Origin of the sequence: Paenibacillus litoralis (assembly GCF_046244365.1) — a bacterium.
GTDB lineage: Bacteria > Bacillota > Bacilli > Paenibacillales > NBRC-103111 > Paenibacillus_V.
The window spans coordinates 8,160,109-8,173,018 of sequence record NZ_CP176395.1; the positions used below are offsets into that span (position 1 = coordinate 8,160,109).

A 12,910-nucleotide genomic window follows, 5' to 3' on the forward strand; every position below is an offset into this window, starting at 1 on the left:
CTATTTATGATATCGGATTGCATTAGCGCGTAGCCGCAGCTTCACGGTAGCCAAGGGCGTTTATCTTCTTATGAGCGACTTGACGATAAGTATCCAGCGTCTGACTCGCGATCGCTTCCCAGTCGTACCGGGCTTCCACTTTATGCAAGGCTCTCTCGGCCATAGCGCCTGCTGCGTCTTCTTCCTTCAGCATCTTGACGATGTGGAGCACCAAGGACGGCACATCTCCCGGTATGACCTTGTATCCGTCTTCCCCGTGGCTGACGATCTCGCCGAGACCTCCCACATCCGAAACAATAACCGGCGCTCCGAGCGCCATAGCCTCCAGTGCGACGATGCCAAAAGGCTCGTACAAGCTGGGAAATACCGCCGCGGACGCTAAGCCCAGCAGCTGGTTTCTCGTTTCGTCGTCGATAAAGCCGGTGAATGCGACCTTGGAATCGACCTTCATTTCCTGGACCCTTTGTTTCAGCTCATCCAGCAAAGGCCCTTTGCCTCCGATGACAAATTTCGCATCCGGAAACTGGGATATTACCTCGGGTATACTGGCAAGCAGCGTATGAACGCCCTTCTCATGCACAAGACGTCCAACGAAAAAAACGATTTTTTCATGCGGCAATGCAAAGCGCTCTCTTACGCCCGCATCTTTTTCGCCGACCCGGATCAGCTGCAGATCCACCCCGTTGGGAACCATGTCGATCTTATCGCCCGGCAGTTGGAATAGACCCTTAACCTCCTCCTCCATATAGTGGCTGCATACGATAACTCGCCATGCTTCGTACGTCAACTGCCATTCCAGATGATGAATGGAACGCTGCAGCTCGGTATGGAGCCCGCGATTGCGACCATGCTCCGTTGCATGAATCGTCGCGACGAGCGGAAGCTCCGTATATGATTTCAGCATTTTGGCTGCGTGCCCGACGAGCCAATCATGCGCGTGAATAAGGTCGAAGGGACCGTAGTTGGCCAGCAGATCCTTCCCGTAATCCGCCATCGCCAAGTTCAATTGAAAAATCCATTCCATAAATTGCAGTTCTTGCGCCTGATACGTCTTGACGCGATGGACGTGAACGCCTTGATTGATCTCGTATGCCGGATAACCGTCCACATGCGAAGTGATCACATGAACTTCGGTTCCCTGCATAACCAGCTTGCGCGACAAATCGTACACGTGGCGGGACAATCCCCCCACCGTCATCGGCGGGAATTCCCACGTGAGCATCAGGACGCGAAGGCCGCTTCCTTGCTCCGGCGCATGAACGTTCGCCAATTCCTTCGCCCGCTCCGGCATGTAAATGCGGTAATCGGCATCCGGGAATATCGCGTCGCGGCGCTCCGCTTCCGCCAGCCATTTCTCATCGAGCGAATCGCTTCGAAGATCGCGGCAAATCTTGAGAAAGCGGGAAATATGGCTCTTGATCCGCTTAATCGCGTATTCCACCGTCGTCCGGTTATCCATAATGAACGCCCAATCGCTGCTTTGCGCGAGCATCAGTTCCCGAGCCGCTTGATTCAAAGCCCGCTCCTGCAGGCCGGAGGCGTCCGCGAAGCGGCCCGCCAGCTCGATCATCTGATCCTCCATCCGGTGAAGATGCCTGTAAACCCACTCGTTGTCCTGTCCCAGCCACACTTCGCCGTAACCCGCCCTCCCCCAGCTCGAGAAGGAAAGCCGGCACTGCTGGTTCTCCGGGTATTCCAGCAAATAATCCGCAGGCGTAATCATTCGGATCGTTTGCTGATCGTGATGGATTTTGCGGCACAGATAGTCGATCCACATCGGCCCCTCGTACCACCAATGCCCGAACAATTCGGCGTCGTACGAGGCGACGATGATCGGTTTGCGGCCCGATTGAGCGAATAGATGCTCTGCCTGCTTCTCGCGGCAGAACATGAAATTTCCTGCGTGCGAAGCCGCCTTCTCCTTGGCCCAAGCCGGATGATACGGTTCCTTATGGCCGTCTTTGCCGGTAATCCGGTAATACTTCATCCCTGTATTCAGCCGGATGCCGGACTCGTGCAAATAAGGCTTGATATAGTCATACTCAAGGTCGTAGCCGATATCCCGGTAATATTCCCGGTAATCGTAGTCGCCCGGATACCCCTCCTGCGAGCTCCAAACCTGCTTCGACGTTTCTTGATCCCTCGCGAAGGCCGCAACGCCGCTCGGCGTGACGACCGGGCCGAATACGCCGTACTGCGGCTGCGGATCGGCATGCAGCAGGCTATGCGTATCCGTGAAGAAAAACTGCAGGCCGTATTCGCTCAGGATACGGTCCAAGCCCTCCTGAAAGCCGCATTCCGGCAGCCAGATGCCGCGCGGTCTTTTGCCCAGAACAGCCGTATGCAGCCTGACCGCGTTCTCGATTTGTGCACGAAGCGCTTGCTCCGTTCGGACGTAGGGAAGGAAAGCATGCGTCGCGGAGGACGTGATGAGCTCGAGATGGCCGGAATCCTGCAGCGCCCGGAACCCGTTTATTAAGTTGCCGCCGTATCTATGAATAAATTGCGATCGGATATGTGTAAAATGCTCGGCGTACATCGCGGCCAGAGGAGCGAATGCTTCGTCCTCTTTCGTGCGCTCGCACTCTTTGTCCGCCAGCATAATCAGGTTGTCCATATGTCGGATATACCTTGTTTGCAGCAAGGGGCTGCCCAGCATGGACAGCAAGGACGGCGTCAATGACATCGTCACGCGAAAATCGACGGCGTCGCGGATCAGCCCCTCGAATACGTCCAGCAGAGGGATGTACGTTTCGGTAATGGCTTCGAACAACCACCGTTCCTCCATATAGCTCTCGCTTTCGGGATGATGCACGAAAGGCAGATGGGCATGCAGGACAAGAGAGAGATATCCTTTGGTCACGTTGATGTTCCTTCCTATCGTTATATTAGGTTGAAGAGGATAGCGTGTAGCCTGTAAAAGAACGCTGCCAAGGCGGTTCCGGCAGTTCGGCGGACATATCCACTACCGCGCTTCGGGGCGACTGCCATCCGGCTGCCCCTGACGGCGGGATACGGACCGGGTTCGAACGAAGCAGTGTAATAAACCTGCCGTCCAATGCCGTCGTGCCGTAATCCACGATATAATCGCAGCCTGACGCAAGCCCTTTGACAAACCAATTGCTCGCTTCCTGATTGACGGCGATCAGCCAATGCCGATTGGCGTTATCCCCATTGAAGTGAATATAGCTCACATCGTAGACGCGCAAATATTTGGGAAGCTCTCCCCAGCCGCAATGAAAATGCTCCTCCGTCATCCGCTTTCTCCCGTCGGTGATCTCCCAGCAGGCATACAGACATTCCGGATCTCTCGGCAGCGCCGTCAACCGGTCGGCTGCGCCGTGATGCTGCTCCAAAGCGGCAAGGTCATCGAAGGGGCCAAAGCCTTCCTCTTCCGCTTGCGGGCTGCTTGTCTCCGACGCTTTGCGGTGCTTCGTCAATTGATAATTCAATTTACCGATGGTGATGCCCAGCCTTTCGGCAATCTGCTTGTGCGTCAATCCCTCTTCGGCCAGCTGCAGTATGATGTTTACATCCAATGCTAGATTTCCTCCTACCAGTCTCTATTAGTTTTGCATATGCTATAGTCTAATCCATGCGCTGTGATAATTTTGGCGAACGGTCGTGCCGGAAACCCACTTATTTTGTAGAATAATCTTTATTTTTCGTAAATGACTCCGACGGGATAACGAACGAACAGAAGGTGCGAGACGGAGAACGATGATTATTCTCCCGCAAAAAAAGGAAAGACCCGGCTTACGCCAGGTCTCGATGTTCCCGGTACCGCTTCAGGAACGCTTCCTTCGCCAAAATGTACATCGCGCTGCTCCAACCGAGCGGGGTGTTCCGGTTGGGAATGTCGGTGCCGCCGTAATACAGCTCCGGCAGCATGCCCGGCTCAACCATCACTTCCTCGGTCCTTCTCACATATTCGTAGGCCTTCCCGAAATTGCCGAGCTCCATATGGCAGAGCGCCAGCCAGGGCAGACCGAACGTCCACTCGGCTTCCGAGCCGATATAGAAATCGCGGGAACGGCCGCGTCCATATTCGTCCTCCAGCGTGCTGTAGTAGCTGTCGCCCGCATAGCGGATAACCCCCCGGCTGCGAAGCAGCTGCTCCTCCACCCGTGCAACGACGACTTCCCCTAACAGTCCCGTGAACAATCGGTACGGGTAAACCAGACTGAGCTGAGCCAAATCGGCCGCTTTGTTCCCGCTCTCCCGCGGATAAAGCCGCAGGAGTGTCCGTAGCCCTTGCTCGATCATGCCCTCCGGCAGGTCGACGAGTGAAGACACCGCCTTTAGCCCGGCTACGCAAGCGCCGACCGAGGAGGCATGAATCTCCCGCTCCTCTTCCCACATGCCGTTATCGGCATCCTGCCAATATTCGACCGATTGCAGGTAGCCGACTAGCTTTTGAACGATGTCCAGGCTTCTTTGGTCTTTGATCACGTTTTTGCCGTTCTCTACGCCAAGGCCGACCCCGTACAGGAAGGCGCCGATCATGTCGTGCTGGACATGCCCCCAGCTCTGATCGTGAATTTCCTTCACCTCGTCCCGGGAATAACGCGCGTGAACATACTCCCATTCCATGTTCGGCCTTTGCAGGCAGGCGATGTCAAGCTTCCATTCGTATTCCTTGAACAGCTCGAACAACCGGTCATAGGCTTTCTCGTAGCGGTCCCCCGGTTTATCGACAAATGGCAAAGACATATAGACGCAATCCCGTATCCAAATATACCGGTAATCCTCCGACGGACTGGCCATATACAACCCATGGGGCAAACAAAGCCTATCGAGCACTTGATAGCTTTCAGGCAGCATCTTGACTGACTCCTCCTCTACTATTTCCGTTTTCATATAGTAGTAGGATTGCCTGATTAAAGGATTTCTAATCCCGGGAGTCTCTTAATATAGGTAAAGTAGGGATAAAGAAGGATAGACGGAGCATTTCTGCCGCGCCGAATCGAAAGAGCCCGTTGAACCCGCTTTCATCAATGGAATTGTCCAAAAAAGCGCGGCCATCCCCTTCCGCCGATTTTACTTCGGCGCCGATTCGGCGTAAGATTCCTAGCAATAACGGAGAGAGAATCCGGGCCGGCGCTTCCGCTAAGCTGCAAAAAAAGCCCGAGAGCAGCGGATTCCTACTCTACGGACTTTTGGACAAAGGCGATCATTCGAGTCATTCATGATGAAGGGTGCGTGTATCTAATGGCATTAAGGATAGAGGATTTACCCGTTTCGTACGACTTGCATTTAGCGCATTACCGTATCGGAGCCGTTGAGCTATACCGGTTCGATCGGGAAAGCTTCAGGCCGATCGATTCCGCCGACGGCTCCGGCTACTGCTGCGGACTGCTCAAAATAACGAGCGGGAACAGCTTCGGCTGGGGAGCCTATGCCTTGCTCTGCCCGCAAAGGCACTTCGATCTTGTCCGCTGGGCTAACGTATACATGCAGCTTAAGGGACTTTCCGTCGCCGAAGCCGTCCATTGCGTCCGATCCAAAGGCAGCGCTTGGGGACTGGAACGCAAAACCCTTGCCGAAGCCGCTTTGCTTGATCTCGCTAACGATTTGAGGCGTGAATCGCCTCTGCAGAGAAAGGCATGTATGCTCGAGCGTTCCGCTTTAATCGCTTGCTCCGAATCCTATTTTTCCTTCTAGCGCAGCTATAGCAACACAAAATAAATCAAAGCGGCGAGCGCCAACCGGTAAAGAGCGAATGGAACAAGCTTAATGCGGTTAATCAGCTTCAAGAAGAAGCGGATCGAAAGAAGCGCGAATACGAATGCGCTGATGAAACCGACGATGAAGAAGGGGATCACATCGCCGGTGATCGAATCCCAGCTCTTCAAGAGCGAGATGAAGCTTGCGCCCGCCATGATCGGAACCGCCATAATGAAAGTGAAATCGGCGGCCGCGCGATGGCTCATCCCCGTCAGGATCCCGCCGGAAATGGTGGAGCCGGAACGGGAGAACCCCGGCCACATAGCCAAGCATTGCACAAGCCCGATAATTAGCGCTTGCTTATGCGTCATCCGGTCGACCGTCTCCGTCTTCGGACGGCGCGGCCGGAGCCACTCCGCCGCGAGCATCAGCAAGGCCCCGAGGACAAGGCCGATCACGACGTTCTCGGTAGAGAACAGGTATCGGTCGATATAATCCTCAAACAGGAAGCCGAGTACGCCGAAGGGAAGAAGCCCGACCAGAACCTGCGAAAGTTTTAGACGCGAGCCGCGTGCTTCCTCCCCTGCCGTTTTGCTCAATCCCAGCAGGTTCAGGAACCGGTCCCGCATCAGCACGACGACAGCCAGAATGGAGCCGAGCTGAATGACGATCTTAAACGTATTGGCCGCTTCAGGCGAGAACATATTTTTCGTTTGGAACAAAAAATCGTCGACGACAATCATATGCCCGGTGGAAGAAACCGGAGCAAACTCGGTAAGGCCTTCGACAAAGCCCAACACGACCGCAACAAATGCTTCCCATAAACTCACTGCTTTCACGCTCCCGGAGGTTGACTACTTGATGCGCTTCAATGGACGTCCGTCCGCTTAAAGTAAATGATCGTCGCAAGGAATCCGGCAATCGAAGTCAGCAGAATCGCCGCATACGAATAGAGGGCCGGATATGCCGGGGCGAATTCGCCGCTCGCAATGACATGTACGGCAGACCAAGGAAACAATCCCTGATAATCCTGTTCTGCGAGCGCGACATTGCCCATCGTGACAATCGCCGTAAAAATGATGGTAGGGACATAATTTTTGAACAGCAAGGTAATGAAGACGGTTGGCGTCGATAGAAGGAAAATAAAGGCTGCGCCCACGATATATTGCTTCAACGAGCCCGTTATGACCGAGGCGTCCAGTCCTTCGAACCGTCCGATAAGCCCCAGCAGGAGCGTCAGTCCCCAAGCGACCAGCGTCAATACCACGATCCACAAAAACAGCATGATCCATTTGCTGATCAACAGGCTGATTCTCGACACCGGGATGGTTAACAAATTTTTGAGCGTGTCCTCCGCATACTCGCGGTTAAACAAATACGCCGTAATGATTCCATATAAAAGCGTGCCGATCAGCAGCAGAACGTACAGATTGGTGTTGTAGAAGGAAAGCTCGAACGTGATCGGGGTTTCGGGTTTATCTTTACGCATATTTAAGAACCCGATGAACATCATGATGGGGGCGGCAGCCGCACCGACCACGCTGACTAGAAACATTTTCGCCCGCTTCAGCTTCAGCAGCTCCGTATAAACCAAGCTAACCAATCGTCCCGCCCCCTATCAATCGAATAAAATAATCCTCGAGTCTGTCTTCGCTCGTCGTCAGCTTCATAACCTCGATGCCATGCTCCACGAGCAGCTTGTTCAGCTTGCCCTGCTCGCCGATGTGGGAATACACGCGGATGTTTCCTTCGCCATGCACCTCGTAATCGGTAATCTGAAAATGCCGTTCCAGAAGCATAGCCGCTTTATTGTCATTCGACACTTGGAATTCCAAGTACTTGCGGTTTCTTTTCCTCAGCTCGTCGAAGGAGATTTCCTCAAGCAGCTTACCCTTGTGAATCACCCCGATATGATCGGCCAACTGCTCGACTTCGGTTAAAATATGGCTGGAAATCAAGATCGTGATGTTTCGTTCAACGGCCAGCGACTTGATGAGCTTCCGTATTTCCTTGATGCCGATCGGATCCAAGCCGTTGGTCGGCTCATCCAAGATGAGCAGCTCCGGATGGTGAAGAATGGCCCTGGCGATTCCGAGCCGTTGTTTCATACCCAAGGAATATTTGCCGACCAGCTTGCTCGTTTCATCCTGAAGGCCTACGATTTCCAGCGCTTCTTCCATGGCATTGCGTTTATGAACGCCCATCAGCTTTGCATTGATGAGCAGATTTTCCCTAGCCGTCAAATTTTCATAAAACCCCGAAAACTCGACAACCGATCCGATCCTTCTCAAAATTTCTTTTTGCTTGGCCTGCAGGCTTTCGCCGAATAGCTCGATTTGCCCATGGGTCGGCTTGATCAGTCCGAGCAGCATGCGGATCGTCGTCGTTTTGCCCGCGCCGTTCTGTCCGAGAAACCCGTATATTTGCCCCTGCTTCACCGTCATCTCGAGATTGTCCACGGCTTTCTGCTCGCCGTACGCTTTGGTTACCCCTGTGGTTTTTATAATGGTCGTGCTCATGCTGCACCTCCCTTTTTGCCCGATTCTCTTGCTCGGCTCCTGGTTACTATGATAGGGAGGCGAATTTAAATGCCTCTTAACGAGTTCTTAATTGTTTCTTAATTGCCGCTGTGCCGGCTCCGTTTAGGAATCGAAAAGCGAAAGGCCGTTTTCCGGCCCGGCTCGCTCTCCGCCAAAAGGACCCCGCCGTTTTTTTCAACTAGCGCTTTGGCTATCGCGAGTCCCAGACCGCTGCCTCCATGGCCGGAGCTTCTGGACCGGTCCGTGCGGTACATCCTTTCGAAAATGCGGGGCAAATCCTCGGCGGCGATCCCCGCTCCTTTGTCCCACACGCAGAGCTCGTACTCCGCATTGTACTCCGTAAGCTCAATGCCTGCAGCCTTGCCCTCCGCTCCGTACTGTACGGCGTTTTTCATTAAGTTATTTACGATTCGCAGCATGCTAAGGCGGTCGGCCAGAACCATGCAGCTTCCTTCCGGAATGCTTACTTGCAGCTCCATCCCGGCCATTTGCAGCTCAGGCAGGAAGGCAATGACCGATTCCCTAGCGATTTCCGCAAAATCCACCGCCTCCGGCTTCATCGGCGCTTCGTCGGCATCCAGCTTGGCCAAATGGAAAATTTCCTCGATCAGTTCCTTTAAAGCGCCGGCTTTTCTGGAAATAATCTCGACATACTCCCGTTTCAGCTCCGGCGAAGCGGCGATATCGTCCTTCAGGGCGTCGGCATATCCGATAATCGAGGTGAGCGGCGTTCGGATATCGTGGGAAATGTTCGTGAGCAAGCTCTTTCTTGCGGCTTCCGACTTAATCGTTCGCACGCCCAGCTTGTCCAGCTGTTCGATCAGTTCGTTAATCGAGAAAATAACCTCATCAAATGCGGGATCGCCCTTGGCCAACAATCGGGTATTTACATTTCCGCGAACGGCGCGGTTTAGCGCTTCAACCATGCCCTTTACTTTGGACAAGAACCGGAGCCTGATCAGCAGCAGCATGCCGGACAGGATGAAAAGCGCAGCGAAAAGAACCCCGCGAACGATTCCCGGGGGCTGATTCGTCATATCCAGGATCACAAGACCCGTTACCGCCAGAAACTGCAAGGCAAGATACAGAACGATTTTATCAATCTTCATCTTTATCACCTACGAACTTATACCCGATTCCCCAAACGGTCTGAATCATTTTCGGATTGGAGGCGTCGTCCTCTATTTTCATTCTGAGCTTGCGGATATGAACCATCACCGTATTGTCGTCTTCTATATAATCGCTGTCCCATACTTGGCGGAAAATTTGAGTCTTGGTGAACACCTGCCCCGGATGCGAAGCAAAAAAAGCAAGCAGCTCAAATTCTTTGGCGGTTAAAGCGATCTGTTCTCCGGCCTTCGTTGCCGTGTAGGTTTTCCTATCGATCTGCAGGTTGCGGAACAGGATGCGCGTTTCCTCTGGGGCGGCCCGGTCGCTGCTTAATACATAAAACCGCCTCATATGCGCTTTGATTCTCGCCACCAGCTCGTGTATGCTAAACGGCTTCGTCATATAATCGTCGGCCCCGATGCTGAGGCCAATGATTTTATCCATCTCTTGATCCTTGGCCGTCAGCATCAGGATGGGAACGTTGGACGTACTCCGCATTCTTCTGCACACCTCTATACCGTCGATTCTCGGCATCATCAGATCCAAGATGACCAAGCTGTAGCGATTCAGCTCGAACAAACGCAGGGCTTCCTCTCCGTCCGCCGCCGCGTCGACCTTATAGGTTTCCCTTTGCAGGTAAGTTATCAATAAATCCCGAATTTCCTTCTCGTCATCCGCTATCAGTATTCGGATCGGTTTCATCTTCTCATCATCGCTCCCGTTATCCGGTCCGGATCGGCCGCTTGTTTACGAGCGGTTCCTTGTAGTCATTATAGCAGGATGTGCGGGGACATGCCTTACGGACGAAGCCTGGAAATAAGGCAAAAAGAAAAAGCCCTGCCGGACTTTTAAACGGGTACGCTCAGTTTTTGTCGGCTTTACGGTTGGCGAACAACAGCAAGCCGAACGAGATCAAAATAATGGTTCCCGCCCAATACCACGCAAGGGTCTGGTCTCCGGATTCGACAGCAATATAAATGGCGGTAGGCAAAGTCTGCGTTTTGTGAGGGATGTTGCCCGCAATCATGAGTGTTGCGCCGAATTCCCCCAGCGCTCGAGCAAAACCAAGAATGTAAGCGGTCGTAACGGAGCGCCATGCCAAAGGCATGGTTATATATCGCAGAACTTGCCACTCGTTTGCTCCCATGGATCTTCCCGCATCCTCCAAATCTTTGTCGACCGAGGCGAAGCCCGTTTTCATCGTTTGATATACCAAAGGAAAAGCCACCACGATCGAAGCGATCACAGCAGCCCCCCATGTAAAGATGATTAGCCGGTTGAATAACGTATCCATCAGGTACCCGATCCAACTCTTTTTGCCTAGCAGGACAAGAAGAATGAAGCCCACGACCGTAGGCGGCAGCACCAAAGGAAGCAGAAACGCCGTTTCTACCAATGTCTTTCCGCGAAAGCTCTTCCTTGACATTCTCCATGCGGATAAGCCGCCTATCATAAGGACAAACACGCTGGAAACGGCTGCAACCTTTAGCGAGAGCACGATCGGATAAGTGAATTCCGTCCAGTCAATCCGTCCGATCATTGCTTGGGTATCGTGAAGCCGAATTTGACAAAGACGTCTTGGGCTTCTTTGGTTTGGAGATAAGCGTAAAAGTCTGCGGATTCCTTGCTATGTTTTGTTGCTTTTACAATACCCGCAGGATACTCGATGGGCGTGTACGTTTTTGAATCGACGCTGAAAGCGATTTTGACATTTTTGGAAGTCAGCGCATCGGTCTTATAAACAAAACCGGCCTCCGCATTCCCGGACTCCACATAGGTAAGGACTTGACGCACGTCTTTTCCTTGCACCGTTTTGGCTTGAAGCGAGTCCCATAGCTTAGCGTTAGTCAAAGCTTCTTTGGCATAGCTGCCGGCAGGAACGGTTTGAGGCTCGCCGACTGCAAGATGCTTAATGCTTTCGCTTGATAAGTCTTCCATCTTTTGAACGGCTGCTTTGCCGCTTGCCGGCACCACGACAACCAATTCGTTGATTAACAAATTCTTTTGCTGCGCACCATCGATCAGTTGCTTATCGACTAAGGCTTTCATATTTTTGGCTGCTGCCGATAGGAACAAGTCCGCCGGAGCTCCTTGCTCGATTTGCTGTTGAAGCGCGCCGGAGGCACCGAAGTTAAAGGTTAGTTTGACCTGTTTGTTTTTATTTTCGTAATTGGTTTGAATCTCTTTTAACGCATCGGTTAAGCTGGCTGCCGCCGAAATGGTGAGCTCGACTTTTTCAGCCGGGGTTTGCACGGCCGAGGCGGCTTGCGAAGGAGTCGTGCTGCTAACCGGTTGTTCCTTTTGACTGGCACATCCTGTGAAGATCACCGAAGCAATAACAAAACTTAATGAAAGATAACTAAACCTGCGAGCACTGAACATTTCTTCCCCTCCAACTATATAAATACATCTATTTGATTATAAATAGAATGGTTTAATGCTTTTCCATTATATATAATCCTGTTTAAATAGTAAATAATCCGGATTGAAGTCTTTCATCCGGCAACATATGATAAACTAAAATGAATCAGCAAGATCAATGGACGAACAGATTCGCGATGTTTTCCGAACAACATCTTTGGAGGACGGCTATGACAATCGACATTTCATATACAACCGAGGAAATTTCCCGGATTCTCAAAATATCCAAACTAACGGTTTACGATCTTATTAAAAAAGGCGAACTGCCCGCTTATCGCGTCGGCAAACAAATGCGCGTGGATGCATCGGATCTCGAAGCCTATAAAGCTCGAACCAAGGGCGGTTGGTCCTATGCACCCGGCGCGGATTTGTCGGTCTCTCCCGTACAGCACCAATTTCACGAGAACCCTTCTTCCAAACAATCGCTTGTCATAACCGGGCAGGATGTCAGCCTTGACATTTTGGCCAAACATATAGAGAAGACGGTTTCTCATTTCAGGCCGCTTCGTTCTTACGTAGGAAGTCTGGACAGCCTGATTTCTATGTATAAAGGGGAATCCGATATTGTCAGTACCCATCTGCTGGACGGTGACACGGGTGATTACAATCTCCCCTATATCCGAAAAATACTGACCGGTTTTTCCTATCTCGTTGTCAATCTTGTTTCGCGATCGGCCGGTCTGTACGTGAAACAAGGAAATCCAAAGCAAATATACGGCTGGGCCGATCTCAAGAAGCCCGGTCTCCGGCTGGTCAACCGCGAGAAGGGCTCCGGCGCCCGCGTTTTACTCGATGAACAGCTCCGCCTTCACGGCATAGCCTGTCAACAACTGACCGGCTATGAGCAGGAAGAGTCGAATCACATGGGCGTCGCGGGCAAAGTTGCCACAGGCGAAGCCGATATCGGGGTGGGTATAGAAAAAGCCGTGCACATGGTCTCCGGCGTGGATTTCATTCCGCTTATTCAAGAACGATACGACCTTGTGATGATAAAGAAGCCGGGGAACCTGGAGTGGATAGAACAGGTGAAGACCATTTTACAATCCGAATCGTTCCATAACGAGCTCCGGCCTATCCAAGGCTACGATTTATCGCAGACAGGACGCATCCTGTTCGAAACTTAACGCATCGGCGCAGGATCCATTCCCGCATCAACAAAGAAAGGCCGCCGT

At 52.4% G+C, this 12,910-nt stretch carries 12 protein-coding genes; 2 read left to right on the top strand and 10 right to left on the bottom strand.

The window, feature by feature from the left end; all coding sequences use genetic code 11:
• Positions 1 to 22: 22 nt before the first annotated feature.
• The 3 genes from ACKGJP_RS34215 to ACKGJP_RS34225 all read right to left on the bottom strand — a co-directional run bounded on the left by ACKGJP_RS34215 (position 23) and on the right by ACKGJP_RS34225 (position 4,824).
• A complete protein-coding gene (locus tag ACKGJP_RS34215) occupies positions 23 to 2,863 on the bottom strand; it encodes a 1,4-alpha-glucan branching protein domain-containing protein (protein WP_409343193.1) in 2,841 nt (946 codons plus the stop codon).
• Between the two features lie 25 nt (positions 2,864 to 2,888).
• Complete coding sequence (locus ACKGJP_RS34220) at positions 2,889 to 3,539, bottom strand: DUF4912 domain-containing protein (protein ID WP_409343194.1); 651 nt, start codon at positions 3,537 to 3,539, stop codon at positions 2,889 to 2,891.
• A 217-nt stretch (positions 3,540 to 3,756) separates the two neighbouring features.
• The gene (locus tag ACKGJP_RS34225; RefSeq protein ID WP_409343195.1) at positions 3,757 to 4,824 is read right to left on the bottom strand and encodes a glycoside hydrolase family 15 protein; all 1,068 of its coding nucleotides are present in this window, start codon (positions 4,822 to 4,824) and stop codon (positions 3,757 to 3,759) included.
• Positions 4,825 to 5,211: 387 nt separating this feature from the next.
• Here ACKGJP_RS34225 and ACKGJP_RS34230 point away from each other — a divergent pair, with 387 nt between their 5' ends.
• A complete protein-coding gene (locus ACKGJP_RS34230) occupies positions 5,212 to 5,664 on the top strand; it encodes a hypothetical protein (protein ID WP_409343196.1) in 453 nt (150 codons plus the stop codon).
• Positions 5,665 to 5,669: 5 nt separating this feature from the next.
• On the opposite strand, the gene ACKGJP_RS34235 is transcribed toward ACKGJP_RS34230, so the two are convergent.
• From ACKGJP_RS34235 to modA, 7 genes are all read right to left on the bottom strand, one after another.
• Positions 5,670 to 6,497 (bottom strand): undecaprenyl-diphosphate phosphatase, encoded by an 828-nt coding sequence (locus ACKGJP_RS34235; RefSeq protein ID WP_409343197.1) that lies wholly within the window; start codon positions 6,495 to 6,497, stop codon positions 5,670 to 5,672.
• Between the two features lie 38 nt (positions 6,498 to 6,535).
• Complete coding sequence (locus ACKGJP_RS34240; RefSeq protein ID WP_409343198.1) at positions 6,536 to 7,270, bottom strand: ABC transporter permease; 735 nt, start codon at positions 7,268 to 7,270, stop codon at positions 6,536 to 6,538.
• The gene (locus tag ACKGJP_RS34245; protein WP_409343199.1) at positions 7,263 to 8,186 is read right to left on the bottom strand and encodes an ABC transporter ATP-binding protein; all 924 of its coding nucleotides are present in this window, start codon (positions 8,184 to 8,186) and stop codon (positions 7,263 to 7,265) included. The genes ACKGJP_RS34240 and ACKGJP_RS34245 overlap by 8 nt, the downstream gene beginning before the upstream one ends.
• A 98-nt stretch (positions 8,187 to 8,284) precedes the next feature.
• Entirely contained in the window at positions 8,285 to 9,316 is a 1,032-nt protein-coding gene (locus tag ACKGJP_RS34250) for a sensor histidine kinase (RefSeq protein WP_409343200.1), read from the bottom strand.
• Positions 9,306 to 10,019, bottom strand: coding sequence for a response regulator transcription factor (locus ACKGJP_RS34255; RefSeq protein WP_409343201.1), 714 nt, complete (start codon positions 10,017 to 10,019; stop codon positions 9,306 to 9,308). Before ACKGJP_RS34255 ends, ACKGJP_RS34250 begins: the two co-directional genes overlap by 11 nt.
• A gap of 160 nt (positions 10,020 to 10,179) precedes the next feature.
• Positions 10,180 to 10,857, bottom strand: a complete 678-nt coding sequence (gene modB, locus ACKGJP_RS34260) for a molybdate ABC transporter permease subunit (RefSeq protein ID WP_409343202.1) — start codon at positions 10,855 to 10,857, stop codon at positions 10,180 to 10,182.
• Entirely contained in the window at positions 10,854 to 11,699 is an 846-nt protein-coding gene (gene modA, locus ACKGJP_RS34265; protein WP_409343203.1) for a molybdate ABC transporter substrate-binding protein, read from the bottom strand. The genes modB and modA overlap by 4 nt, the downstream gene beginning before the upstream one ends.
• Positions 11,700 to 11,908: 209 nt before the next feature.
• On the opposite strand from modA, the gene ACKGJP_RS34270 reads away from it, so the two are divergent.
• Positions 11,909 to 12,862 (top strand): substrate-binding domain-containing protein, encoded by a 954-nt coding sequence (locus ACKGJP_RS34270; protein ID WP_409343204.1) that lies wholly within the window; start codon positions 11,909 to 11,911, stop codon positions 12,860 to 12,862.
• Positions 12,863 to 12,910 lie beyond the last annotated feature (48 nt).